Source organism: Pseudomonas sp. O39, assembly GCF_045447295.1.
In the GTDB taxonomy this organism is placed as follows: Bacteria; Pseudomonadota; Gammaproteobacteria; order Pseudomonadales; family Pseudomonadaceae; genus Aquipseudomonas; species Aquipseudomonas antarctica_A.
Window position 1 is genome coordinate 63,516 of the sequence record NZ_JBJGXV010000007.1, and the last position, 24,918, is coordinate 88,433.

Here is a 24,918-nt window from a genome sequence, read left to right on the forward strand (position 1 = left end):
GCCTTACTCCAAAAACAGGCTGGCGGGTTGTTCGAGCAGGCCGCGAATGGCCTGGATGAATTGCGCCGCGTCCATGCCGTCGACCACGCGGTGATCGAAGGAACTGGAGAGGTTCATCATCTTGCGCACCACGATCTGGCCTTTGATGACCATTGGCCGCTCGACAATGCGGTTGACGCCGACAATCGCCACTTCCGGCAGGTTCAGCACGGGTGTGCTGACGATGCCGCCCAGCGCGCCGAGGCTGGTCAAGGTAATGGTGGAGCCGGACAGCTCATCACGGCTGGCCTTGCCATTGCGTGCAGCGGTGGCCAAACGTGCGATTTCCTCGGCATTGCCCCACAGGCTGCGTGCTTCGGCGTGGCGCACCACCGGCACCATCAAGCCCACGTCGCTCTGGGTGGCGACGCCTACATGCACCGCGCCAAGGCGGGTGATGACCTGGTTTTCGTCGTCGTAACGCGCGTTGATCTGTGGGAAATCGCGCAGCGCCACGACCATGGCGCGCACGATGAATGGCAGCAGGGTCAGCTTGCCGCGTGTAGCGCCATGTTTCTCATTGAGGTGCACGCGCAGCTCGTCGAGGGCGGTGACGTCGATTTCTTCCACGTAGCTGAAATGCGCGGCGCGGCGGGTGGCGTCCTGCATACGCTGGGCGATCTTGCGGCGCATGCCAATCACCGGGATCTGTTCTTCGCTGTTGCGTTCGGCGTAAGGGTTGCCCGCCGCAGACGATTTTGCCGGACCCTGAAGCAAGTAAGCCTCCAGGTCTTCGTGCAGAATCCGGCCCGCCGGGCCAGTACCCTGGACCAGACGCAGCTGAATCCCGGCATCCAGTGCATGCTTGCGCACGGCAGGGGAGGCCAGTGGGCGTTCGTCGGCTTCACGGGCCACAGGTGCTTGAGTCGCCACGACCGGCGCGGGTTTGCTGGCGGCTGGCGCAGGCTTGGCTTCCACCACCGGCGCCGGCACCGCTTTTACCGGTTCAGCCACTGCCGGCGCCTCTTTTGCATTGCCCGCGCCTTCCACTTCGATGCTGATCAAAATACTGCCCACGGCCATGACTTCACCCGGCGCGCCGCCGAGGGAAATCACTTTGCCGTGCACCGGCGAGGGAATATCCACCATCGCCTTGTCGGTCATCACATCCGCGAGCACCTGGTCTTCAACCACCAGGTCGCCAACCTTCACGTGCCATACCGACAGTTCAACTTCTGCGATGCCTTCGCCAATGTCCGGCATCTTGATAACGTGCGTGCCCATTCAGACCTCCATAACCCGTTTCAACGCCGCGCCCACTCGGGACGGCCCTGGGAAATACGCCCACTCTTGCGCGTGCGGGTAGGGCGTGTCCCAACCAGTGACGCGTTCGATCGGCGCTTCCAGGTGGTGGAAGCAATGCTCTTGCACCAGCGCTACCAGCTCGGCACCAAAGCCGCAGGTGCGGGTGGCTTCATGCACCACCACGCAACGACCGGTCTTCTTCACCGACTTGACGATGGTTTCCAGGTCGAGCGGCCACAGGCTGCGCAGGTCGATGACTTCGGCGTCGATGCCGGTTTCTTCGGCGGCCACTTGCGACACATACACCGTGGTGCCGTAGGTCAGCACGGTGACGGCCGAGCCGGGGCGCACGATAGCGGCGACGTCTAGCGGCACGGTGTAGTAACCGTCCGGCACTTGTGCTTGCGGGTGTTTCGACCACGACGTGACCGGGCGATCGTGGTGGCCATCGAACGGGCCGTTGTACAGGCGCTTGGGCTCGAGGAAGATCACCGGGTCATCGTTTTCGATGGAGGCGATCAGCAGGCCTTTGGCGTCATACGGGTTGGACGGCATTACCGTGCGCAGGCCGCAGACTTGAGTGAATACTGCTTCGATACTCTGGCTGTGGGTCTGGCCGCCGTAAATGCCGCCGCCGCAGGGCATGCGCATGGTCAGCGGCGCAGTGAACTGGCCGGCCGAGCGATAACGCAGGCGCGCCGCTTCCGAGATGATCTGGTCAGTGGCAGGGTACACATAGTCGGCGAACTGGATTTCCGCGACCGGGCGCAGGCCGTAGGCACCCATGCCCACGGCCACGCCGACGATGCCGCTTTCCGAGATCGGCGCGTCGAAAACCCGCGAGCTGCCGTACTTGTTCTGCAACCCTTCGGTGCAACGGAACACTCCGCCGAAGTATCCAACGTCCTGGCCGAACACCACCACATTGTCGTCACGCTCAAGCATCACATCCATGGCCGAGCGCAGGGCCTGGATCATGGTCATGGTGGTGGTGGTCATGGCGGTTTCCAGTTCAATGCTGTTGTTGTGATCGTTCATGTCAGATCCCCAACTCTTGACGCTGGCGCTTCAAGTGCTCCGGCATCTCTTTATAGACGTCTTCGAACATGGTCGCGGCGCTTGGAATCTGGCCACCGGCCAGGGTGCCGTACTGTTCGGCTTCTTTTTGTGCCGCGATGACTTCGGCTTCAAGTTCGGCACTGACCGCCGCGTGTTCCTCTTCGGACCACTGGCCAATCTTGATCAGGTGCTGCTTGAGACGGACAATCGGGTCGCCCAGCGGGAAGTGGCTCCAATCATCGGCGGGGCGATATTTGGAAGGGTCATCGGAGGTGGAGTGTGGACCGGCGCGGTAGGTGACCCACTCGATCAGGGTTGGCCCGAGGTTGCGGCGCGCGCGCTCGGCAGCCCAGGCTGAGGCGGCGTACACCGCGATAAAGTCGTTGCCGTCCACACGCAGGGAGGCGATACCGCAGCCGACGCCGCGTCCGGCGAACGTGGTGGCTTCACCGCCGGCGATGGCCTGGAACGTGGAGATGGCCCACTGGTTGTTGACCACGTTGAGAATCACCGGCGCACGGTAGACGTGGGCGAAGGTGAGTGCGGTGTGAAAGTCGGATTCGGCGGTGGCGCCGTCGCCAATCCAGGCCGAGGCGATCTTGGTATCACCCTTGATCGCCGAGGCCATGCCCCAGCCCACGCCTTGTACGAATTGGGTGGCAAGGTTGCCGGAAATCGTGAAGAAACCGGCGTCTTTGACCGAATACATGATCGGCAACTGACGGCCCTTGAGCGGGTCGCGCTCGTTGGACAACAGTTGGCAGATCAGGTCTACCAGCGGCACTTCCCGGGCCATCAGGATGCTTTGCTGACGATAGGTGGGGAAGCACATGTCGTCGATGTTCAAGGCCAGGGCCTGGGCGCTGCCGATGGCTTCTTCGCCAAGGCTTTGCATGTAGAACGACATTTTTTTCTGACGCTGGGCGACCACCATGCGGTTGTCGAAAATCCGCGTCTTGAGCATGGCGCGCATGCCCTTGCGCAGGATCTCGACCGGTACGCCTTCGCCCCACGGGCCAAGGGCCTGGCCCTGGTCGTCGAGCACGCGAATCAGGCCTTTTGCCAGGTCGGCGGTGTCGGCGGGTTCTACATCGATGGCGGGTTTGCGCACCAGGCCGGCGTCGGTCAGACGCAGGTAGGTAAAGTCGGTCTTGCAGCCTGGGCGGCCCGAGGGTTCGGGAACGTGCAGGCGCAATGGTGCATATGGCTGATTCATGGCTTTCTACGCTCGATCTTGTGAATTCTTGTAGTGGGCGCGCTAGCTGACAGTCAGTCTCCGGGTAGGAGAAATCTTGTCCTACAAACATCATAGGCGTGGCGTAGAAGAATATTTATCTGTGTTTCGTTGCGCTCGCGATCATTTGCGGATAAAAAAACTGCATAACCATAAAAAACAGGTGATTTTGTCTCATGCGCAAACTGGACCGTACCGATATCGGCATTCTCAACGCCTTGCAGGAGAACGCCCGCATCACCAACGCCGACCTGGCTCGCTCGGTCAACCTGTCACCCACACCGTGTTTCAACCGGGTCAAGGCGATGGAGGAATTGGGCCTGATACGCGACCAGGTCACGCTGCTCGACGCGGATTTGCTCGGGCTGCACGTCAACGTGTTCATCCACGTCAGCCTGGAAAAGCAGAATGAACTGGCCTTGCAGCAGTTTGAAGGCGCAATCTCGGACCGCCCGGAAGTGATGGAGTGCTACCTGATGGCCGGCGACCCCGATTACCTGATCCGCGTGCTGGTGCCGACAATCCAGTCGTTGGAACGCTTCATGATGGACTTTCTGACCAAGGTACCGGGCGTCGCCAATATCCGTTCCAGTTTTGCCCTCAAACAGGTGCGTTACAAGACGGCGCTACCCCTGCCGCCCGGTGGCTTGATGGTCTGAGGCGTGTGAGACGGCGGCGCAGTGCGTCGCTGCCTCCGCGTTATAAAGTGATCCCTGTCAATATAACCTGGGCTTTTACCTTACTAGGCTCAGGTACCTGCTAAGCTCTATTTTTAAATGGCGGGACAGGTCATGGATAAGCAGCAATTAATATGCCGCGCGCTCTACGACTTTAATCTAACTCAGCTGTCTATTGCCGCCGCGCTCGAGGACATGGCCGCGCTCATCGAAAATATAAGTAATCTGTCGCCACAAATAAGTGGCTCTTTGAAACGCCACTTGGAAACGGTCGGGCGAAACTGTGACCGGTCCTGTAATGCGATGTATTCGCTGCTTAACGAAAAAGCCGAAGCCGACTGACCCAGCAGAAAGTCTTGGGGTTGAGTGACGTTGTTTGTTAGCTAAGTAACATTAAGGTGCGCACTCTCTTAACCCTGATACTAAACATTCCTGTAAGTGGTTACATAGTATTCACAGACGGCTATGCGCGATGATAGCCATAGACTATCTAACTAAGTGGTCTAAGTAAGAGGTGAATAGATATGTCCATGAGATCCTTGAAGTTGAACGTTCGTACGGCGCTCTGTTTTGGAGTGGTGTGCCTGCTGCTGTTAATCCAAGGGGGCATGACGCTGGTCAAAGTCGATACCATCTATGCCTCGACCGTTGAAATTGAAACCAACTGGCTGCCGAGTATTCTTCTGTCCGGGAAAGTCGACTCGGCCCTGTATAAGCTGCGCCTGGAGTTGCGCAGTTTTGCGATGGACGCTGCCCGGCAAACTCAAGGCTCACAGGATAAAATCCAAAGCCTGCGGGCGGACCTGACCAAGGTCGCCGAGAGTTATGCGCCCATGGTGTCGAGTCCCGAGGAGCAGGCTAAATATGATGAGGTCCTCAGTGGTGTTGGAAGTTACAACCAGCAGGTTGACGGTTTTCTCGTACTCGCTTCCACGGCGGCCACTGAACAGCTCGCGATCTACATGCGTGACGTCCTGAGTCCCATCGCCATGAAGGTGCAGGGTTCGATCAACGAACTGATCCAGTTGAACGAGCGCGGTTCGCAGCAGGCGGTGCAGGTTGCCGCCAGCGAGCACAGCGCGACGCGTCTGTTTACTTGGGGGTTGATGATCGTTTCAGTGCTGTTGACCGTGGTAGTCGCCGGTCTGTTTACCCGCAGTATCATTAAACCGGTACGTGAACTGCTTGTGTCGACCACCAAGATCGCTGAAGGCGATCTACGCGTGGCCATTACCGTTGATGGCAAGGATGAGCTGACGGCGCTTCAGCAATCCACGGCAGCCATGCAGATGAACCTCAAAACCACCTTGCAGAACATCTCCGAAGCCTCCGGGCAATTGGCTTCGGCTGCCGAAGAGATGAGTTCGATTACCCGTGAGTCCAGCGCGGGCATTGAGCGCCAGAGCCAGGAAACCGACCAGGCGGCCACGGCGGTCAATCAGATGACGGCTGCGGTGGAGGAAGTGGCCCGCAACGCGGTCTCGGCCTCCCAATCGACCCAGGACTCCCAGCGCTCGGCGAAAATCGGCCAGGAGCGCGTCACCCAGACCATTGCCGCGATTGAAAAACTCAGCGCCACGGTGCAGCAGACCGGCGTGGAAGTCGAAGGCCTGGCCAAGCAGTCCCAGGACATTGCCCGGGTGGTGGAAGTGATCCGCTCGATTGCCGAACAGACCAACCTGCTGGCACTGAACGCCGCCATTGAAGCAGCGCGGGCCGGTGAGCAGGGGCGCGGCTTTGCGGTAGTGGCCGACGAAGTGCGGGCATTGGCCCACCGCACTCAGACCTCGACGCAGGAAATCGAGCAGATGATCGCGAAGATCCAGACCTGTTCCAGCGATGCCGTAGCCTCCATGAGCATGAACCGCAGCGAAGCGGTGGACTCATTGAAAATTGCTCATGAAGCCGGCCAGGCCATCCTTCAGATTACCGAGGCCATTGCCGATATCAATGACAGAAACCTGCTGATCGCGACTGCTTCCGAGGAGCAGGCCCATGTGGCCCGTTCGGTGGATCAGAACCTGATCAGTATCCGCGACCTGTCGATCCAGAGTTCGTCGGCCGCCGGGCAAACGTCGATTGCCAGCCACGAGCTGTCGAAGCTGGCGATGGACCTCAAGCAAATTGTGGCTAAGTTCTCAATAACCTGAGCCTGCACGCAGTGAGATATAGCCTATGTTGAAATGCATTCCTGCATCGCAGGTGATCGTGGGCATGTACATCCATAAAATCGATGGTGCCTGGATGGAGCATGGCTTTTGGAAAAGCCATTTTCTCCTGAGGCACACCGACGATTTACAGCGCCTGCAGGACTCGTCGGTTCAAGGCGTATGGATCGACACACTAAAAGGCTGCGACGTAGCCCCAGCCGCCCCGGCCGTGTTGAAGCTGGCGCCGGTTGTGGCCAAGCCCCGAGAGGTGTTGACCCGCCATGAGATGAAGGTGGAGGTGGCCCGGGCGGTAAAGTTGTGTGCGGTGGCCAAGCGCGCGGTGATCACGATGTTTGGGGAGTTACGCATGGGCAGGGCGGTTGAACCCACGCAGGTGACCCAACTGGTGGACGACATCTCCCAGTCGCTGCTGCGACACCCTCATGCCTTGATCAGCCTGGCTCGCCTGAAGACGGCCAATGAATACACCTACATGCACTCGGTGGCCGTGTGCGGGTTGATGATTGCGCTGGCTCGCCAGCTGGGTTTGTCACCCGACTTTATCCAGGAAGCCGGTTTGGCAGGGTTGTTCCACGATGTTGGCAAGATGGCTGTTACCGAGTCGATCCTGAGTAAACCCGGTGCGCTGACCGCGCTTGAGTTTGCCTCGGTACGCTTGCACCCGGTGCAGGGCTTGGACATGCTGCGCCACTGCCCGCACATCAGCGCACTGGTGCTGGATGTGTGCTGGCATCATCATGAAAAATGCGATGGCAGTGGCTACCCACACGGGCTGGTCCAAAACCAGATCAGCCTGTTCGCGCAAATGGGCGCGGTGTGTGATGTTTACGACGCCATTACGTCTGAACGCCCTTACAAGCAGGGCTGGGGGCCGGCCGAAGCCATTCAGAAAATGGCCGAATGGAAAGGTCACTTTGACGAGAGAGTTTTTCAGGCGTTTGTCCGGTGCATGGGCATCTACCCCGTCGGTACCCTGGTACGCCTGGAAAGCGGTCGTATCGGTGTAGTCATCGAACAGACATCGATGTCATTGCTTATGCCGACAGTAAAGGTGTTCTTTTCCGCACGTTCCCGTTTGCCGATTAGCCAAGTGGTGGTCAATCTGGCCAAGCAACCCGACAAGATTGTGGCGCGCGAGAATGCCGAGGAGTGGGGCTTCAAGCACGTAGACGAATTGTGGTCGGGACTCCCGCACCCTAAAGGGTCCTATTTCGATTAGCCGCTCACAGCTGATTCAGCGGAATCTTCAGATAGACCACGCCATTCGCCTCCGCTGGCGGCATATTCCCCGCCCGCACATTCACCTGGATCGCCGGCAGTAGCAGCGTCGGCATTCCCAACCCGGCATCGCGTGTCGTGCGCATCGCCACAAACGCCGCTTCCTCCACCCCGTCATGCACATGGATATTCCCCGCGCGTTGTTCTGCCACGGTGGTCAAGCACTTGGCTGCACGGCCCTCAGGTGGATAGTCGTGGCACACGTACAGCTCGGTCTCCAGTGGGAAGGCCAGCAACTTGCGCATCGACGCATACAATTGGCGCGCATCGCCGCCGGGGAAATCGCAGCGGGCGGTGCCGACGTCGGGCATGAACAGGGTGTCGCCCACCAGGATCAAGCGGCCGTCGATCAAATACGCCATGTCGGCCGGGGTATGCCCGGGCACATGCAGTGCCTGGGCCTTTAAATTGCCGATATGAAAGATCTCATCCGGCGCAAACAGGTGGTCGAACTGCGAGCCATCGACGCGAAACTCCGGCTCCAGGTTGAATAAATTCTTGAATACGCCCTGCACCTTGCTGATCGATTGGCCGATGGCGATCTTGCCACCCAGCGTACGCCGCAGGTAGGGCGCGGCGGACAGGTGGTCGGCATGGGCGTGGGTTTCCAGCAGCCATTGCACCTGCAAGCGATGCTCGCGCACAAAGGCGATGACTTTGTCGGCTTGGGCCGTATCCGTGCGCCCGGAAGCCGGGTCGTAGTTGAGCACCGAGTCGACGATGGCGCACGGGCCGCCGTCGTTTTCATAGAGGACATAGGTGAAGGTCGACGATGCCTCGTCCAGAAAGGCTTGAATCAACGCTGGCATGGCGGCTGTCCCTGTTGAGGAAAAAAATGAAGAAGAAAAATGTGGTTACAATCAGTTTACGATTACACATAATGTTTTGAGCTTAAGTGACGTAAAGGACCCGAGGCAAATGGAATCTACTCTGAGTGAGGGCGAAGTCGCCCAGTTGCGCGCGTCGGCGTCCAAGGCTTGCTCCTTGCTCAAGGCGCTGGCCAATGAGGACCGCTTGTTGATCTTGTGCCAGTTGACCCAGGGCGAGCGCAACGTCGGCGAGCTGGAAACCATGACCGGCGTGCGCCAGCCCACGCTGTCTCAACAGTTGGGCATCTTGCGTGACGAAGGGTTGGTCGCCACCCGTCGGGAAGGCAAATACATTTTCTACGGGCTGGCCAGCCACGAAGTGATTCAAGTGATGAAAACCTTGTCCGGGCTGTACTGCGGCGCGGTCATGAAAAGCTGGGCGTGACGCCATCCGGCAGCGACCCTTGTGTGCATTGACTATAAAAGGCAAAAGACCATGACCGAGCAACACTGTGGACCAACCATCAGTGGCGACATCGTAGTCATCGGCGGCGGCTCGGCAGGTATCGGCCTGCTGGCCAGCTTGCTCAAGCGCGACCCGCACCTGAACATCACCCTGATCGAACCGAGCGAATTCCACTGCTACCAGCCGGCCTGGACCCTTGTCGGCGGCGGTGCCTACGACCTGAAAAAGACCCGGCGCCCACTGGCCGACGTGCTACCCAACGGCGTCACCTGGGTGCAGGCCACCGTCACCGAGTTGCTGCCCGACGAACACACCCTGCTGCTCGACAGTGGCCAGCGCGTCACCTGGAACAACCTCATCGTCTGTCCCGGCCTGCGCCTGGCCTGGGAGAAAGTCGAAGGCCTGCAAGACACCCTCGGCCAGAACGGCGTCACCTCCAACTACAGTTACCAGCACGCTGCCTACACCTGGCAATTGGTGCAGCAACTCAAGGGCGGCAAGGCGATCTTTACCCAGCCGGCCATGCCGATCAAATGCGCGGGCGCGCCGCAAAAGGCCATGTACCTGTCCTGCGATCACTGGCTCAAGCAAGGCCACCTGAAGAACATTAACGTGGAATTCAACCTGGCGGGAGCGGCCCTGTTCGGGGTGGCGACCTTTGTGCCGCCGCTGATGAAATACATCGAGAAATACAACGCGCACCTGGCGTTCAACTCAAACCTGATCAGGGTTGATGGCCCGGCACGCAAGGCCTGGTTCGAAGTAAAGAACGCCGAGGGCACTGTCACGGTTGAAGAGAAAACCTTTGACCTGCTGCACGTGGTTCCGCCGCAAGTCTCCCCGGACTTCATCCGCGAAAGCCTCCTGGCCGATGCCGCCGGCTGGTGCGAAGTGCACCCCCACAGCTTGCAGCACTTGCGCTACCCGCACATCTTCGGCCTCGGCGATGTATGCGGCACCACCAACGCCAAGACTGCCGCCGCCGTGCGCAAACAGATCGTGGTCGTCGCGGAAAACCTGCTGGCCCTGCGCAAGCAGGCGCCGCTGCCGCTCAAGTACGACGGCTATGGTTCGTGCCCGCTGACGGTGGAGAAGGGCAAGGTGGTACTGGCCGAGTTTGGCTACGGCGGCAAACTGCTGCCGACCTTTCCATTGGACCCGACCCGGGCGCGCCGCTCGATGTGGTTTCTCAAGGCCACGCTGCTGCCGTGGTTCTATTGGAACGGCATGCTCAAGGGCCGCGAATGGCTGACCCGCCTGAGCAAGGTGGATTAAATGCTGCTGGCGAGTGTGTTGGGGTTATTGATGGGCCTGGTCATGGGCCTGACCGGCGCGGGCGGCGGTATCCTCGCGGTGCCGGCGTTGGTACTGGGGCTGGGCTTGACCATGACCCAGGCGGCACCGGTGTCGTTGCTCGCCGTAGGTGCGGCGGCGGCGGTCGGGGCGGTTCATGGGTTGCGTCACGGCCTGGTGCGCTACCGTGCCGCGTTGTTGATTGCCTTGCTCGGGGCGCTGTTTTCACCGCTGGGTGTGTTTGTCGCACACCAGTTGTCGGAGCACCTGCTGATGGGCTTGTTCAGCGCGTTGATGGTGCTGGTGGCCTGGCGCATGTTGCAACGTGAAAAGGTCGAGGCCGGGCCCAGCGACCATGGTGCCGCGTCCTGGGGCCAAAAAAACTGCATGCTCAACCAGCAAACCGGGCGCCTGGCCTGGACCGCCAAATGCACGGCCACCCTGGCAGCGCTGGGCGCAGTGACCGGCGCGGTGTCGGGCTTGCTCGGCGTGGGCGGCGGGTTTCTGATCGTGCCGGCGTTCAAGCAACTGACCGATGTGCAGATGCGCGGCATTGTGGCTACGTCGTTGATGGTGATCAGCCTGATTTCGCTGATCGGCGTGGCGGGTGCGATGCACGCCGGTGTGACTATCGGGCCCGTGGGCTGGATGTTCATCAGCGCCAGCATTGTCGGCATGCTGGCGGGGCGGCGTTTGTGTTCGTTGATCAGCGCACGAACCTTGCAGGTAGGCTTCGCGAGCCTGTGTGTGCTGGTGGCTGTCGGAATGCTCATCAAGGCAACACTCTCACCCTGACCTGGAATACAGTCCAACTGTGGGAACTGGCTTGCCTGCGATAGCGGTGTGGCTGACCCACCGCGATCGCAGGCAAGCCATCTCTCACAGTGTTGACCGTGTACATATTTGACATGGCAAGATGAACGCCTCTCAGGTTTACTAGGCCCTGAGTCACGGATTCACCGGCCTTGCACGTCGGATCATCAAGGTCATGCAATGGACAAATACACCCCCCACACCTGGCAGCCCCACGAGCGACCGAGCCTGCCCGGCTCGCCGTCGACGCCGCTGCACCCCACGCACAAGCGCTGGCTGTTTGCGCTGGTCGGCGTATTGGTGGCGATTACCGGCGGGCTGGGCAACGCCCTGGTGATCGCCAACCTGCAATACCTGCAGGGTGCTCTCGGCGCGACCACCGCCGAAATGGCCTGGCTGCCCGCTGCTTATGTCATGACCAACGTGTGCATGAACCTGTTGCTGGTGAAGTTTCGCCAGCAGTTCGGCTTGCGTGCGTTTACCGAGGTGTTCCTGGTGCTGTATGCACTGGTGACCTTCGGCCATTTGTTCGTCAACGACCTCAGTTCGGCGATTGCGGTGCGGGCGGCCCACGGTATGGTGGGTGCGGCACTGAGTTCGTTGGGCTTGTACTACATGATCCAGGCGTTCCCGGCGAAGTGGCGCATGAAAGCCCTGGTGCTGGGGCTGGGCACCGCGCAGTTGGCGTTGCCGCTGGCGCGATTGTTCTCCGAAGATTTGCTGCAAATCGCCGAATGGCGCGGGTTGTACCTGTTTGAACTGGGCCTGGCACTGATCTGCCTTGGCTGCGTATTTCTGCTCAAGTTGCCGCCCGGCGATCGCTTCAAGACTTTTGAAAAACTCGACTTCCTCACCTTCGGCATCCTCGCCACCGGCGTGGCACTGCTCTGCGCGGTGCTGTCCCTGGGGCGTATCGACTGGTGGCTGGAAGCGCCGTGGATCGGCGTCGCCTCGGCCTGTTCCCTGGTGCTGATCATGGCTGGCCTGGCCATCGAGCATAACCGCAAAAACCCGTTGCTGATGACCCGTTGGTTGGGCAGTGGCGTGATGATCCGCCTGGCGCTGGCGGTGGTGCTGATTCGCATGGTGCTGTCGGAGCAGTCCACCGGCGCCGTGGGGTTCATGCAGATGTTGAACATGAGCTACCAGCAGATGCACACGTTGTACGTGGTGATGCTGGCCGGGGCGATTGCCGGGCTGGTGGTCAGTGCGCTGACGATCAACCCGGCCCACTTGCTGATGCCGTTGATCATCTCCCTGGCGCTGATGGCCACGGGCTCGGTGATGGACAGCTTCTCCAGCAACCTGACCCGCCCGCAGAACCTGTACATCAGCCAGTTCCTGCTAGGCTTTGGCGGCACCTTCTTTCTCGGGCCGACGATGGTGCTGGGCACGAAAAACGTGTTGACCAACCCGCGCAACCTGGTGAGTTTCTCGGTGATGTTCGGCATTTGCCAGAACCTTGGGGGCCTGATTGGCGCGGCCTTGCTGGGCACCTTCCAGATCGTGCGCGAGAAGTACCACTCCAGCATGATCGTCGAGCACCTGACCCTGCTTGACCCGCTTGTGGCCGCGCGGGTGCAGAGCGGCGGTTCGGCCTATGGCGGCGTCATCGCCGACCCGCAATTGCGTAACCTGATGGGCATCCGCAGCCTGGCCACTGCGGCCACGCGTGAGGCGAACGTGATGGCCTACAACGATGTGTTCATGTTGATTGCGATCATCGCGATCCTCACCATGCTCTGGATATTTATCCGCAGTCTGTGGCTGATGAGTACCACCAAGACAGCAGCCCCTCTCGTTCAACCCAGCGGCGTTACTTCATGACCGAACCGACCACCAGCACCACGACCACCACTAATGCCATCGCGTCCACCCCGGAAGGCACCACGCCGCCGGGTGCATCGGTCACCGAGCCGCGCTCGCTGCGGGTGCGCATCATCTCGTCCCTGGGCTTTGCCGCGATCGCCATCGTCGGTGTGCTGATCGTGCTGTATGCCTGGCAATTGCCACCGTTCAGCAGCGCGGTGGAAACCACCGAGAACGCCCTGGTGCGCGGGCAAGTGACGATTATCGGCCCGCAACTGAGCGGCTATGTGTATGAAGTGCCGGTGCAGGACTTCCAGTTCGTCAAGGCCGGCGACCTGTTGGTGCGCCTGGATGACCGCATCTACAAGCAACGCCTCGACCAGGCACTGGCGCAACTGGCCGTGCAGAAAGCCTCGTTGGCCAACGTGGTGCAGCAACGCAACAGCGCCGAAGCGACGATCAAGCTGCGCCAGGCCGCACTGGTGGACAGCCAGGCCCAGGCGCGCAAAAGCACTGCCGACCTGCGCCGAAACGAAGAGTTGATCAGCGACGGTTCGGTGTCCAAGCGTGAGTTGGATGTGGCCCGCGCCGCGAATGCGCAGACCATCGCCGCTGTGGCCCAGGCCCAGGCCAGCCTGGAAATTGCCCGGCAGGACCTGCAAACGGTGATCGTCAATCGCGGTTCGTTGGAAGCCGCTGTGGCGAGTGCCGATGCGGCCGTGGAACTGGCGCGTATCGACCTGTCCAACACCCGCATCATCGCGCCGCGTGACGGCCAACTGGGGCAGATTGGCGTACGCCTCGGTGCCTACGTCAACTCCGGCGCGCAGTTGATGGCTCTGGTACCGCCCCAGTTGTGGGTGATTGCCAATATGAAAGAAACCCAGATGGACAATGTGCAGGTTGGTCAGCCGGTGACCTTCACCGTGGATGCGCTGAACCACCGCAAGTTTCACGGCACGGTGCAGCATATTTCCCCGGCGACCGGGTCGGAGTTCAGCCTGTTGCAGGCGGACAATGCCACCGGCAACTTTGTGAAGATTGCCCAACGGGTGCCGGTGAGGATTACGGTTGACCCCGACCAGGCCGAGATCGAGCGCCTGCGGCCGGGGTTGTCGGTGGTGGTGAGTATCGACACGGCAGGGCGCCTCAAAAACACACCGCCCTGACACAGACATGTGGGAGTAGGCATTGCGAATGCGGTGTGTCAGTCGGTGGGTGTGTTACTGATCCAACGCATTCGCGAGCAAGCCCGCTCCCACAGTTGGATGGTAGCTGAGGTTGAAATCGAGTTGGATTGATTGGCCTTGTTCTAACAGTTTGAGGCCAGGCCGCCCTGGCAGATGATGGGCATTCACCGGATGGCTCACCGGCTCAATGCAAAAGAACCCCAACCCCGGCGGGCAGTACAACAGGAAGTAATCGGCGCCGGTCGCCCGGCACTCCAGCACATACCCCAGCTCTGGCTGCTCAATCCGGCAATGCCCGTCCCATTGGCAAAACCCATTGTCCACCAGGCCTGCGGGCAGGGCTTTTGAGACCGTGAAGTCCCAATCTTCCGGCATTGGTGCCAGCCCGGTAGGCAGCTTCGACGCATCACTCAACCACACCTGCGTAGCCCTGGCCTGCAACCGTGTGCCTGGCTGACGCGGCAAGTAGGGATGCAAGCCCAAACCGTGCCACGCCGCGTGCTCAGCCAGATGCGTCACGCGCAACGCGATGCTCAGCTCACCGTTATTCAAGCGAAACCGCTGTTCGGCGCGGTAGGCAAACGGTGTGTCGCACACCACCTCGAGCACCACTTCATCCGCCGTCTGGCTGACCACCCGCCACGCCTGTTGCCAGGCTGAGCCATGGATCGGCAACGGATCGGTGAGGCTGTTGGGCGTCAGGTCCAGCCAGCCATCGGGGTTGTCAAAACCGCCCAGGGCGATCCGGTTGGACCAGGGCGCCAAGGGATAACAGCCCAGCTTGCCCGGCAAACCGCTGTTCAGCGCGTGCTCATCCGTGTGTCGCAACAGCGCTTGCCCGGTGGCGCGCACGCGCCAGTTGACGATGCTCCCGCCCACGGCCGGAGCCAGGGTAAGGTGGGTCAGGTTATCTTCGAGTTCAATCAGCATCGCAGTCCAACCCACTAGAGGGCAAAGGTCGGTTCGGGCAGGCCCTGGACGCCAGGGTTCAGGGCAAATACGCCGCCGGCCAGTGACTGTTCACTCTGGTCGTCACGGATCGAGGTGACGAACAACGTGTCCAGGCGGCTGCCGCCAAAGGCGCACATGCTGGGTTTTTTCACCGGCACGCTCAGGGTGCGGTCGAGGCGACCCTCGGGGGTGAAACGGTGAATCAGCCCGGCGTCATTGGCGCAGATCCAATAGCAGCCGTCGGCATCTACCGCTGCGCCGTCGGGGCGCCCGGGGTACTGATGCATATCGACAAACACACGGCGATTGGACGGCGTGCCGGTTTCGATGTCGTAATCGAAGGCCCAGACCTGCTGCACCAGCGGATGGGAGTCCGACGCGTACATTGTGCGGCCGTCAGGGCTGAAGGCCAGGCCATTCAGGGTGATAAAACCGCTTAACTGAGCCTGCGGCGCCACACCTGAGGCGTAGCGGTAAAGGGTGCCCTCGGCCGCGTTCAACCCCATGTTCAGCACCATGCTGCCGGCCCAGAAACGGCCCTGGCGATCACAGCGGCCATCGTTGAGGCGCATGTCCGGGCGCGGGTGCTCGACACTCGCCAGAAGCGTAGTGTCGAGGCTGCCATCGTTGTGCGGGGTCAGTTGGAAAAAACCGGTTTCCATGCCGGCGACCCAATTGCCTGTTGTGGTGCGGGCAATGCACGCAAGCATTTGCGCCGCTTTCCAGGCGGCGACATGGCCGGTGGTGGCGCTCCAGCGTTGCAGGCCGCCGTTGGGGATATCCACCCAGTACAGCGCGTTTTCCTGCGGCACCCACACCGGGCACTCGCCCACGGCATTGCGGGCGTCGACAATCAATTCAGCACTCATGGTTACTCATTCCCTTGGGTTGCTGTGCACTCAGTCACCGAACGGTCCCGCCGCGCAGAATGCGCCGCCTTGATAGCGCTTCGCCGGGTCATCGGCAGCGACGGGTGGCAGCGTTTCGACCTGCGCCCTGAATACTTCGGAAGTGTCCTTGGGCGCAAAACCCAAGTGCGCGGCGTAGCGGTTGTCCCACCAGGTGTCGAGGTTATCCGACATGCCATAGACCACGGTGTGGCCGACGTTCGGCGTGTACAGCGCACGTTCGAGCAATTGAGTCAGGTCATCGAAACTCAGCCAGGTGTGCATCATCCGGCGGTTTTGCGGCTCGGGGAACGAGGAGCCGATGCGGATGCTCACGGTCTCGATGCCATAGCGATCAAAGTAGAAACTCGCCATGTCTTCACCGTAGGACTTGGACAACCCGTAGTAGCTGTCCGGGCGGCGCGGCGAATGTGCGTCGATGGTTTCGCCTTGCTTGTAGAAACCGATCACATGGTTGGAGCTGGCGAAGATCACGCGCTTTACACCCTGGCGGCGGGCGGCTTCATAGATGTGGAAAATGCCGCAGATATTCGCGCCGAGCACTTCTTCGAACGAACGCTCTACCGAAACGCCGCCGAAATGCAGGATGGCGTCGACGCCTTCTACCAAATGGTGCACGGCTTGTTTATCGGCGAGGTCGCACGGCTGCACTTCTTCGCCGACATCGACGGCCGGGGCCATGTTGGCGATGTCCGACAGGCGCAGCACCTTGGCGTAAGGGCGCAGGCGTTCGCGCAAGACTTTACCCAGCCCGCCGGCGGCACCGGTGAGCAGCAGGCGGTTGAATGGAACAGGTGCGGTTGTGGTGGTGGTCATGAGGGTTCCATTGTTGTTGTAGGTTGTCGTATGACTTGATGAAAGTATCGTTTTGCATTCCCTACGTTGTCAACGTTCTTCCTGATGACAAGTGACTCATTGTGGGAACTGGCTGGCGATGGTGGTCGGTCAGTTGATATTGCGGTTACTGATACACCGCTATCGCAGGCAAGCCAGCTCCCACATTGACCGAGTTACAACAAGGAAATCGGGTAACTGATAAAGATCCGATTTTCATCGAATTCATTGTTGCTGAAATCCCGACGCAGGGTCGAATTCCTCCAGCGCACGTTCAAATCCTTCAGCGCGCCACTCTGCACGGTGTAGGCCAGTTCCGATTCGCGGCCCCATTCCTTGCCATCCGTGATCGCACCGGTGTGTACGTTACTGCCGCTGATATAGCGGTTCATCATGGTCAGCCCGGGAATGCCGAGCACCACGAAGTTGAAGTCATGGCGCACTTGCCAGGACTTTTCCCTGGCGTTGTCATAACTGGAGTTGTAGCTGTCGTTGGCCAGGGTGCCGCCGCTGGTGCCATTAACCCTCATCCACAAGCTATCGCCGGTCAGTTTCTGCAAGCCCACATAGAAGGTGTTGCCGTTGTATCGGGCCGAGAGCAGTGCGGAGAGGGTCTTGTTGTTCAAGTCTCCGGCCAGGGCACTACCGTCTTCCTTGCCGTTGAAGTAACCGAGGTTGGCGCCCAGGGTCCAATCGCCCACGGGCTGGCTGTGCGTCAGGTTGAAAAACTGTTGCTGGTAGATATCGCTCAGCTCGGCGTACCACACGCCGACTTGAGTGTGCTTGTCGTTGAAGCTGTATTCGCCGCCGCCGAAATTGAAACGGTTAGAGGTGAACGCGGCTTTGCCGTTCATGAACATGTCTTCCATGCTCCCATCGTTACGCGGGCTGTTACCGCGAAACTGCCCGCCATAAAGGGTCAGCCCGGCGATTTCATTGGAGGTGACCTGGCCACCGCGAAAGGTCTGGGGCAGGGAGTGACCATCGTCCGAGCGCAGGATCGGCAGCACCGGCATCCATTCGCCGACTTTCAATTCGGTCTTCGACAGTTTGGTTTTCAGCGCCACGCCCAGGCGCCCGAAATTGTCAGCGGGGCGGCCGTCACTGCCGATCGGTAGCAGTTGGGTGCCCCCGGTGCCTTTACCGCCATCGAGCTTCTGCGAATACAGCCCCAACACATCAAGCCCGAAACCCACGGTGCCCTGGGTGAAGCCCGATTTGGCATCGAGGATGAAGTTCTGCGTCCACTCTTCGGCCTTGGCCTGGGGATAGGTCGGGTTGGTGAAGTTACGGTTGAAGTAGGCGTTGCGCAGGTTGAGCGTGGCCGTGGCGTCATCGATAAAACCATCGGCCTGGGCGTTGAGGGGAAGAGTGAACGCTAGGCTGCTTAGACCGATCAGGCCGATACGCGAGGAGGAATTGCGGGCGAATTGACTCACAGTGAGGCTCCGTTTCGGTTGTTGTTTTTATTATTTGTCGTACGTCGTCGTACAACATTGGGCGAGATATTTGCGGGGTTTTCGTGGGGTGTCAAGCAGAAGTTATACGATGACTTCGTGTTGATCGGTCTGAAGTGGGCGCGTCAGTGTGGGTAATCGAGGTAGGCTTGAGCGTGCCGTGAATTCAGCCGGCCATCACCATCGGAGGAAGGGTGCCAAGCAGGGAAACAGCGGCGACTGCACAAACGCCTAACAGCCCTTCCAGCATCACGCTGGCCTTCAAGCTCCCCAGCCGTTGCTCGCAATGCTCGATGCGTAGCCGGTTCAGCAGCGCCAGCGCCAACATGCCCAGCACCAGCAGCACTTTGATCAACAGAATCAGGGCAAACCCGTTGAACAGCGGCGTGGGCCACAGCTGCCCGGTCAGCACGCGCACGTTGATCAAACCCGTCACCAGCAGGCCGGCGACCAGGGCGTAACCCACTCCGCTGAAGCGTTGGAGGATAGGTTGCAGCGCGCGCGATTGTGACTGCCTGAGGATCAACACCAGCAACAACAGCCCGCCGAGCCAGGCACCGACGCAGACTAAATGCACCACCTGGTTCAGAATCAGCAATTGCCCGCTCAGCCCATTGAGCATGGCGCCGTGGCCAACGGGGGCCAGCGTCGCCAGCAGCAGTGCGCTCACCGGCAGGCGCACTACCGGCCAGGGTTTGATCAACACGATTACCAGCAGCAGGTTCAGCAATAAATGCCAGACCCACACCTGGCCGAAAAAGGTTTTGCCCAGCACCAATTGCACGGTTGCCGGTTGCAGGGCCGCATCCCAACTGCCGGCCATGCTCGCCGTGATTAACAGCAACCAGGCCACGCCGGAGCCCAGCCCCAGCCACGCCAAGGCACGGGTGATGCGCAGCAGCTGCCGGTCCAGTGTCGGCTGCGGTTCAGCGCCCAAGAGCCAGGGCCTGAACACACAGGCCCCGAACATCAACAGCACGACGATGAAATGCAGGAAACGGCACAGCACCAGCAGGGTCGCCATGGGTTATTGGCCGACCTTGAAGCTGTATTCACCGTTGCTCTTGTGGGTGTCGACCGACACCGCGTTCCACACCACTTTGTAGGTGCCGGCGGCCAGTGGGGCGGCAGGCGTCACCACCAGGGTTTTCTTGTCGGCGTCGGGCGTTTCCAGGCCTTTGATCGCGACTTCGGTGCCGTCCTTGCTCAGGGACACCTTGGTGAAGGTTGCTTCGACGCCTTCGCTGAAGGTCAGGCGCAAGTCCGCGGGCGCTGCGACAGTGCTGTCGGCGGCGGGCGTTTCGCTTTTCAGGTGGGCATGGGCAAATGCCGCCGAGGCGCCCAGCAGAGAAGCGAGCAGAGTGACGGTGGTCAGGGCTTTCTTGATCAACATTGTTCAGTACCTTCAGTGGAGGGAGTCGGTAATGCCATGTGCAGCACAGGAAAGGGTTTGCCCTCGCCATCCAGCGGCGAGCGCGCGACCTGGATAAAACCATAGTGCAGGTAGAACCCCACGGCCTGCGGGTTTTGTTCGTTTACGTCCACGATCAGCGTGCCGAGGCGTGCGCGGGCATGGTCGAGCAATTGCCGGCCGATGCCCTGGCCACGGCGGTCGGGGTCGATAAACAGCATTTCCACAGTGTGCCCGCCGGTGCCGATAAAACCGGCGATGCCTGCGTTATCCTCGAACACCCACACGTCGATGGCAGGCATCGGCAGGTAGGTGTCGCGTACCAGGGGCAGTAAACGTTGAATGTCGTCCTCAGTGAGGAAGTCATGGGTGGCCCGTACCGAGCGCTCCCACAGTGCTCCCAGCACGGTGTCGTCGGCGGCCACGCGAGGTCGAGTAGTCATTGCAATGATCCTTCATGGGGATCGCGATCCTAACCAATCCGTTTTTGGGGGGAAAGGTTCGCGTAAGAAGTTTCATTATGCCCGGTCGCCTTGATCCTGAGCCGACGTCAGTCTTGAGGCCATGGAGCTGTCGGAGGATCGCCCCGCGCGAAGTTCGTCACTTCACGGCAAAGCGCTGCCTTTTTATCCGGTACATATCGCTGTCTGCGTGGCTGAGCAGCGTATCGGCGTCCTCACCGTTCGCCGGATAAAACGCCACACCCACACTGCAAGACGGCATTTTTACCCCGTCAAACTCGGCGCCCAGCGGTTCGGCCATGACCGCGAGTATCTGCGCCACTTTCGCGCAAACAGCTTCTTGCGATTGGATATCCGTCAGCAGCACCGTGAATTCATCCCCGCCCATCCGGGCCACCAGGTCGCTCTCGCGTACGCAGCGTTCCAGCCGTCGTGCGATCACACAGAGCACCCGATCGCCCACGGCATGGCCATGCACGTCGTTGATGCCCTTAAAGTCATTGACGTCCAGAAACAGCAACGCAAACGTGGTGGTGTGGCGCTGTGCTGCTTGCAGGGCCGACGCCAGCCCATCATTGAACAGTGAGCGGTTGGTGAGGGCCGTCAGCGGATCATGATGGGCAAGGAACCGTAACTCTTCCTCAGCCTGTGTGAGGGCCGTTACGTCCCTCGCAACACCGATCCGCGCACCGACTTCTTCGGACCAGAATGCCGCCCACAGGATATGTACGACACTGCCGTTCTTGCGGATATAGCGGTTGCGGAAGTCGACGTGAGGCTGGCCGTTCATGACCCGCACGATCGAGGCCCGGGTGCGCGGCAGTTCTTCTGGGTGCATGTAGTCGGTAATGAGTGTGCCGGTCAGTTCGTCGGCACGGTAACCGAGCAGCGCTTCACAGGCATCACTCACAAAGACGATCAGGTTATCGCTGTCGACCACGAACACCGTGTCCAGCATCAGGTGTATCAACTTTGGATAGAGGGCTTGCAGGTCAACGGCCATAGGTCAGGGGCGTCCGGTTCAGATTCGCCGATCATAGCCCGATCGCGAAGGACGTTGCCGAGGAATCCTGCAGACTTTCAGGCGCCAAGCCCGATCTGTCGATCAACGGCGTTCAAAGGCCAGCGCCACCGTTGCGCAGTCGAGCGATCTGCTCGGCACCTCATGATGGCGTGTAGCCTAATGAGGCGGTTCGTGATGTGATGGAGGGCATTCATCACGCGATGCCTTTACAGCACGCTTATAACGCTCGCGGCGCACACGTTCGTGGGAACGCGCAGAGCAAGAGCGGTAGGGGTTTGATGTGTCGAAGGTAAATTGCATATAACAGTGAGTGGGCTTCCAGCATCTATGGGCAATCACAAGATCAGCATTCGTCGGGTCAACGTCGAAAAAATCCTGCTGGCGGCGGAGAAAATCTTCGCTGAGAAAGGCTATGGCAGCACCGCCATGGCTGACATCGCCGAAGAAGTGCAACTGCCGCGCTCCAACCTGCATTACTACTTCACCACCAAAAGCGAGCTGTACAGCGCGGTGCTGTTCGACCTGCTGGAGCTGTGGAAGCAGGATGCCCTGAGCTTTGAAACCTTCGATGACCCACGGGTGGTGCTCAGCAGCTACATCCGCGCCAAGATGCAGCGCTCGCGTACGCGGCCGTATGGCTCGAAAGTCTGGGCCAATGAAATCATCCACGGCGCGCCGACACTGGGTGAGGCGCTGGACGAAAGCCTGTATGACTGGGCCAAGATGAAGGAAGCGAAAATTCGCCAGTGGGTCGAGGACAAACGCATCCTGCCAGTGGAACCGTCGAGCTTGCTGTATATGATTTGGGCGTCGACCCAACACTATGCGGACTTTGATCACCAGGTGAAAATTCTGAATGATCACCAGCCGTTGTCGGATATGCAGTTTGAGAAAGCGATCCAGACGGTGACGGGGGTGATTCTGCGGGGGATTGGGTTGGAGCCTTAAGAGGTGTGGTGAGGCTTAGGGCCCCTTCGCGAGCAAGCCCGCTCCCACAGTTGACCGCGTTTTGTCTGAAGCAGTGCAGTCGAATGTGGGAGCGGGCTTGCTCGCGAAGGCGGTCCAAGAAGCTACACCGCCTCCCGGTAAGGATTACGCGGGTCCTGCGTCCAATTCAAAAACGGTTTACCCGTCTCTATCGGCACCATCTCAATGCAATCGGCCACCGGGCAGGTGATCTGGCACAAATTGCAGCCCACGCACTCATCGTCAATCACTTCGTATTTGTGCGTGCCATCCGCCTGTTTCAAGCTGGCGATGGCCTGGTGCGACGTGTCCTCACAGGCAATATGGCAACGTCCACAGCCAACACACGCGGCCTGATCAATCTTGGCGATCACCTGATAGTTGATGTCCAGGTACTTCCAGTCCGTGGTATTGCCCACCGCCCGCCCGGAAAATTCCTGCAAGCTTTTGTAGCCTTGGCTGTCCATCCACCGCGACAGCCCATCCTTCATCTCCTCGACAATTCGAAACCCATGCAGCATCGCCGCCGTGCACACCTGCACTGCGCCGCAACCCAGGGCGACGAATTCCGCCGCGTCGCGCCAGTTGCCGATGCCGCCAATCCCGCAGATGGGCAGGCCCTGGGTCTGTGGGTCGCGAGCGATTTCCGCGACCATGTTCAAGGCGATCGGCTTCACCGCCGAGCCGCAATAACCGCCATGGGTACTTTGGGTGCCGACTATCGGCAGGGCGACCATGCGTTCAAGGTCCACGCTGGTGATGGAGTTTATGGTGTTGATCAACGACACTGCATCCGCACCCCCGCGATATGCAGCGCGCGCGGCCACGCGAATGTCGGTGATATTCGGCGTGAGCTTGACGATCACCGGCAGCGAGCAATACGTCTTGCACCAGCGCGTCACCTGTTCCACATACTCCGGCACTTGGCCCACCGCCGCGCCCATGCCACGTTCGGGCATACCGTGGGGGCAGCCGAAGTTGAGCTCGATGCCGTCGCAGCCGGTGGCCTCCACCAACGGCAGGATGTTTTTCCAGGATTCTTCAACGCAGGGCACCATCAACGACACGATCAGCGCGCGGTCGGGCCAGTCCTTTTTGACCTGGGTGATTTCCCGCAGGTTGATCTCCAGGGAACGGTCGGTGATCAGCTCGATATTGTTGATGCCCAGCACTTCACGGTTGGCGCCGTAATGCGCCGAGTAGCGTGACGACACGTTGACCGCCGCCGGGTCTTCACCGAGGGTTTTCCACACCACGCCGCCCCAGCCCGCTTCGAAAGCGCGGACCACGTTGTAGGCCTTGTCGGTGGGCGGCGCGGAGGCCAGCCAGAACGGGTTGGGGGCTTTGATACCGGCGAACACAATCGAGAGATCGGCCATTACGCAGCCTCCACATTCAGCATGAGTTGGGCGTGCATGGCTTCGGCGGCCAGTTTGCCGTGTTGCACCGCTTGTACCGTGAGGTCCTGGCCGAGGCTGACGCAATCGCCGCCGGCGTATACCCCGGGAATACTGGTGCGCAGGTGTTCGTCGACGAAAATTCTTTCGCCCACGCGGTGCAGTTGCTGGGCCAGTGGGTCGTGCAGCGCCTCGTTATCGAAACCTTGCCCGATGGCTTTGAAGATCGCGTCGGTGGCCAGCTCGAAGGTCTCGCCAGTGCGCTGCAGTCGACCGTTTTCCATGCGTGTACGGGCAAAGCGCATGCCGCGTACGTGGCCCTGATCATCGAGCAAGACCTCATCGGGCTGGGCCCAGGTCAGCAGCCGCACCTGATTGGCTTTGGCAATGTCCTGTTCATGCTGGGTGGCGCCCATGTCGGCAAGGCCACGCCGGTACACCAGGTTCACGTCGCGGGCCCCGAGACGGGCCATTTGCACGGCCATGTCGATGGCGGTATTGCCCGCACCAAGCACGATACAGCGGTCGGCCAGAGGCAGTTGCGAGAGGTCATCGGCCTGGCGCAGTTCGCGAATATAGTCGGTGGCGGCGAGCAGGCCGGGGGCGTCCTCGTGGGGTAAGCCGAGCTGTTTGCTGGCGGCGAGGCCCAGGCCGAGGAACACCGAATCGAATTGCTGGTGCAGTTCGCTCAAGGTCAGGTTGTCGCCCAGGCGTTGGCCGTGGCGGATCTCGATGCCGCCGATCTGCAGGAGGAAATCCAGTTCCTTCTGGGCGAAGTCATCGACCAGTTTGTATTTGGCGATCCCGTATTCATTCAGGCCACCGGCTTTTTCCCTGGCTTCGAAAATCACCACGTCGTGGCCGTGCAAGGCGGCGCGATGGGCACACGCCAAACCCGCCGGCCCGGCGCCGACCACGGCGATGCGTTTGCCGGTCGGTGCAGCGCGTTGGAACGGGTGTTCGCTAAAGTGCGCGTTGTCGATGGCGTAGCGTTGCAGCAGGCCGATCAGCACCGGCGCGCATTCTTCGGCGTTGTTACGCACGCAGGCTTGCTGGCACAGGATCTCGGTGGGGCACACCCGCGCGCAACTGCCGCCGAGGATATTCGCCGAGAGGATTTTCTGCGCCGCGCCCTGTACGTTTTCGGTGTGGATATTGCGGATGAACGACGGGATATCGATCTCGCTGGGGCACGCATTCACGCAGGGCGCGTCGTAGCAATACAGGCAGCGCGAGGCTTCCAATTGTGCCTGGCGGGCGTTGAGCGGCGGCGCCAGGTCGGTGAAATGGCTGGCGAGAGTCGCCCCATCTTCGTGGGGATGGGGGAGGTGGGTCAGGGTCTGGATCACGGTTTTGGCCTCACGGTTTTTTTTTGGATTGCCTCTAGCGGGCATCTTTGTTGCCTGTGCTGGCGCCATCGCAGGCA

Annotated in this window: 24 protein-coding genes; 10 read left to right on the forward strand and 14 right to left on the reverse strand. The window is 60.3% G+C overall.

Going from position 1 to position 24,918, the window contains the following annotated elements:
* Positions 1–3: 3 nt before the first annotated feature.
* The 3 genes from ACI77D_RS12595 to ACI77D_RS12605 are packed head-to-tail and all read right to left on the reverse strand — an operon-like array spanning position 4 to position 3,559.
* Positions 4–1,263, reverse strand: coding sequence for a dihydrolipoamide acetyltransferase family protein (locus tag ACI77D_RS12595; protein WP_407016679.1), 1,260 nt, complete (start codon positions 1,261–1,263; stop codon positions 4–6).
* Positions 1,264–2,322, reverse strand: coding sequence for an alpha-ketoacid dehydrogenase subunit beta (locus ACI77D_RS12600; RefSeq protein WP_221295160.1), 1,059 nt, complete (start codon positions 2,320–2,322; stop codon positions 1,264–1,266).
* A 1-nt stretch (position 2,323) separates the two neighbouring features.
* Positions 2,324–3,559, reverse strand: coding sequence for a 3-methyl-2-oxobutanoate dehydrogenase (2-methylpropanoyl-transferring) subunit alpha (locus ACI77D_RS12605; RefSeq protein ID WP_221295159.1), 1,236 nt, complete (start codon positions 3,557–3,559; stop codon positions 2,324–2,326).
* Between the two features lie 194 nt (positions 3,560–3,753).
* On the opposite strand from ACI77D_RS12605, the gene ACI77D_RS12610 reads away from it, so the two are divergent.
* From ACI77D_RS12610 to ACI77D_RS12625, 4 genes are all read left to right on the forward strand, one after another.
* Complete coding sequence (locus tag ACI77D_RS12610) at positions 3,754–4,236, forward strand: Lrp/AsnC family transcriptional regulator (RefSeq protein ID WP_083357856.1); 483 nt, start codon at positions 3,754–3,756, stop codon at positions 4,234–4,236.
* Positions 4,237–4,368: 132 nt separating this feature from the next.
* Positions 4,369–4,596, forward strand: coding sequence for a hypothetical protein (locus ACI77D_RS12615; RefSeq protein ID WP_221295158.1), 228 nt, complete (start codon positions 4,369–4,371; stop codon positions 4,594–4,596).
* A 182-nt stretch (positions 4,597–4,778) separates the two neighbouring features.
* Positions 4,779–6,404: a methyl-accepting chemotaxis protein gene (locus ACI77D_RS12620; protein ID WP_221295157.1), complete on the forward strand. Its 1,626-nt coding sequence runs from the start codon at positions 4,779–4,781 to the stop codon at positions 6,402–6,404.
* 25 nt (positions 6,405–6,429) lie between these two features.
* Positions 6,430–7,644 (forward strand): HD-GYP domain-containing protein, encoded by a 1,215-nt coding sequence (locus ACI77D_RS12625; RefSeq protein ID WP_407016682.1) that lies wholly within the window; start codon positions 6,430–6,432, stop codon positions 7,642–7,644.
* A 4-nt stretch (positions 7,645–7,648) separates the two neighbouring features.
* Here the strand turns inward: ACI77D_RS12625 and ACI77D_RS12630 are convergent, their stop codons facing one another.
* Entirely contained in the window at positions 7,649–8,512 is an 864-nt protein-coding gene (locus ACI77D_RS12630) for an MBL fold metallo-hydrolase (RefSeq protein WP_064453032.1), read from the reverse strand.
* 109 nt (positions 8,513–8,621) lie between these two features.
* On the opposite strand from ACI77D_RS12630, the gene ACI77D_RS12635 reads away from it, so the two are divergent.
* The 5 genes from ACI77D_RS12635 to ACI77D_RS12655 all read left to right on the forward strand — a co-directional run bounded on the left by ACI77D_RS12635 (position 8,622) and on the right by ACI77D_RS12655 (position 14,062).
* Positions 8,622–8,957: a metalloregulator ArsR/SmtB family transcription factor gene (locus ACI77D_RS12635; RefSeq protein WP_053256978.1), complete on the forward strand. Its 336-nt coding sequence runs from the start codon at positions 8,622–8,624 to the stop codon at positions 8,955–8,957.
* 51 nt (positions 8,958–9,008) lie between these two features.
* Positions 9,009–10,253 (forward strand): FAD-dependent oxidoreductase, encoded by a 1,245-nt coding sequence (locus tag ACI77D_RS12640; RefSeq protein WP_407016684.1) that lies wholly within the window; start codon positions 9,009–9,011, stop codon positions 10,251–10,253.
* The gene (locus ACI77D_RS12645) at positions 10,254–11,066 is read left to right on the forward strand and encodes a sulfite exporter TauE/SafE family protein (RefSeq protein ID WP_064453030.1); all 813 of its coding nucleotides are present in this window, start codon (positions 10,254–10,256) and stop codon (positions 11,064–11,066) included. It begins immediately after the preceding gene.
* A 198-nt stretch (positions 11,067–11,264) separates the two neighbouring features.
* Positions 11,265–12,911, forward strand: coding sequence for an MFS transporter (locus ACI77D_RS12650; protein ID WP_064453029.1), 1,647 nt, complete (start codon positions 11,265–11,267; stop codon positions 12,909–12,911).
* Positions 12,908–14,062 (forward strand): HlyD family secretion protein, encoded by a 1,155-nt coding sequence (locus ACI77D_RS12655; RefSeq protein ID WP_064453028.1) that lies wholly within the window; start codon positions 12,908–12,910, stop codon positions 14,060–14,062. Before ACI77D_RS12650 ends, ACI77D_RS12655 begins: the two co-directional genes overlap by 4 nt.
* A 54-nt stretch (positions 14,063–14,116) precedes the next feature.
* Here the strand turns inward: ACI77D_RS12655 and ACI77D_RS12660 are convergent, their stop codons facing one another.
* The 8 genes from ACI77D_RS12660 to ACI77D_RS12695 all read right to left on the reverse strand — a co-directional run bounded on the left by ACI77D_RS12660 (position 14,117) and on the right by ACI77D_RS12695 (position 21,108).
* Positions 14,117–15,013, reverse strand: coding sequence for an aldose 1-epimerase (locus tag ACI77D_RS12660; protein WP_407016685.1), 897 nt, complete (start codon positions 15,011–15,013; stop codon positions 14,117–14,119).
* Positions 15,014–15,027: 14 nt separating this feature from the next.
* Positions 15,028–15,903 carry an SMP-30/gluconolactonase/LRE family protein gene (locus ACI77D_RS12665; RefSeq protein ID WP_407016686.1) on the reverse strand — a complete coding sequence of 292 codons (876 nt, stop codon included), beginning with the start codon at positions 15,901–15,903 and terminating at the stop codon, positions 15,028–15,030.
* A gap of 30 nt (positions 15,904–15,933) precedes the next feature.
* Positions 15,934–16,758: an NAD-dependent epimerase/dehydratase family protein gene (locus ACI77D_RS12670; protein ID WP_407016687.1), complete on the reverse strand. Its 825-nt coding sequence runs from the start codon at positions 16,756–16,758 to the stop codon at positions 15,934–15,936.
* 194 nt (positions 16,759–16,952) lie between these two features.
* Complete coding sequence (locus ACI77D_RS12675) at positions 16,953–18,215, reverse strand: OprD family porin (RefSeq protein WP_407016688.1); 1,263 nt, start codon at positions 18,213–18,215, stop codon at positions 16,953–16,955.
* A gap of 184 nt (positions 18,216–18,399) precedes the next feature.
* Positions 18,400–19,257, reverse strand: coding sequence for a copper homeostasis membrane protein CopD (copD, locus tag ACI77D_RS12680; RefSeq protein ID WP_407016689.1), 858 nt, complete (start codon positions 19,255–19,257; stop codon positions 18,400–18,402).
* Between the two features lie 3 nt (positions 19,258–19,260).
* Entirely contained in the window at positions 19,261–19,626 is a 366-nt protein-coding gene (gene copC / locus ACI77D_RS12685) for a copper homeostasis periplasmic binding protein CopC (RefSeq protein WP_407016690.1), read from the reverse strand.
* The gene (locus tag ACI77D_RS12690) at positions 19,620–20,087 is read right to left on the reverse strand and encodes a GNAT family N-acetyltransferase (protein ID WP_064453022.1); all 468 of its coding nucleotides are present in this window, start codon (positions 20,085–20,087) and stop codon (positions 19,620–19,622) included. Before ACI77D_RS12690 ends, copC begins: the two co-directional genes overlap by 7 nt.
* Positions 20,088–20,244: 157 nt before the next feature.
* Positions 20,245–21,108, reverse strand: a complete 864-nt coding sequence (locus ACI77D_RS12695; RefSeq protein WP_064453021.1) for a sensor domain-containing diguanylate cyclase — start codon at positions 21,106–21,108, stop codon at positions 20,245–20,247.
* Between the two features lie 348 nt (positions 21,109–21,456).
* On the opposite strand from ACI77D_RS12695, the gene ACI77D_RS12700 reads away from it, so the two are divergent.
* Positions 21,457–22,077, forward strand: coding sequence for a TetR/AcrR family transcriptional regulator (locus tag ACI77D_RS12700; protein WP_064453020.1), 621 nt, complete (start codon positions 21,457–21,459; stop codon positions 22,075–22,077).
* Between the two features lie 122 nt (positions 22,078–22,199).
* Here the strand turns inward: ACI77D_RS12700 and preA are convergent, their stop codons facing one another.
* Both preA and ACI77D_RS12710 read right to left on the reverse strand, forming a co-directional pair.
* Positions 22,200–23,474: an NAD-dependent dihydropyrimidine dehydrogenase subunit PreA gene (preA, locus tag ACI77D_RS12705; RefSeq protein ID WP_407016691.1), complete on the reverse strand. Its 1,275-nt coding sequence runs from the start codon at positions 23,472–23,474 to the stop codon at positions 22,200–22,202.
* On the reverse strand, positions 23,474–24,841 hold the full coding sequence (locus ACI77D_RS12710; protein WP_407016732.1) for an NAD(P)-dependent oxidoreductase: 1,368 nt from the start codon (positions 24,839–24,841) through the stop codon (positions 23,474–23,476). The genes preA and ACI77D_RS12710 overlap by 1 nt, the downstream gene beginning before the upstream one ends.
* Positions 24,842–24,918 lie beyond the last annotated feature (77 nt).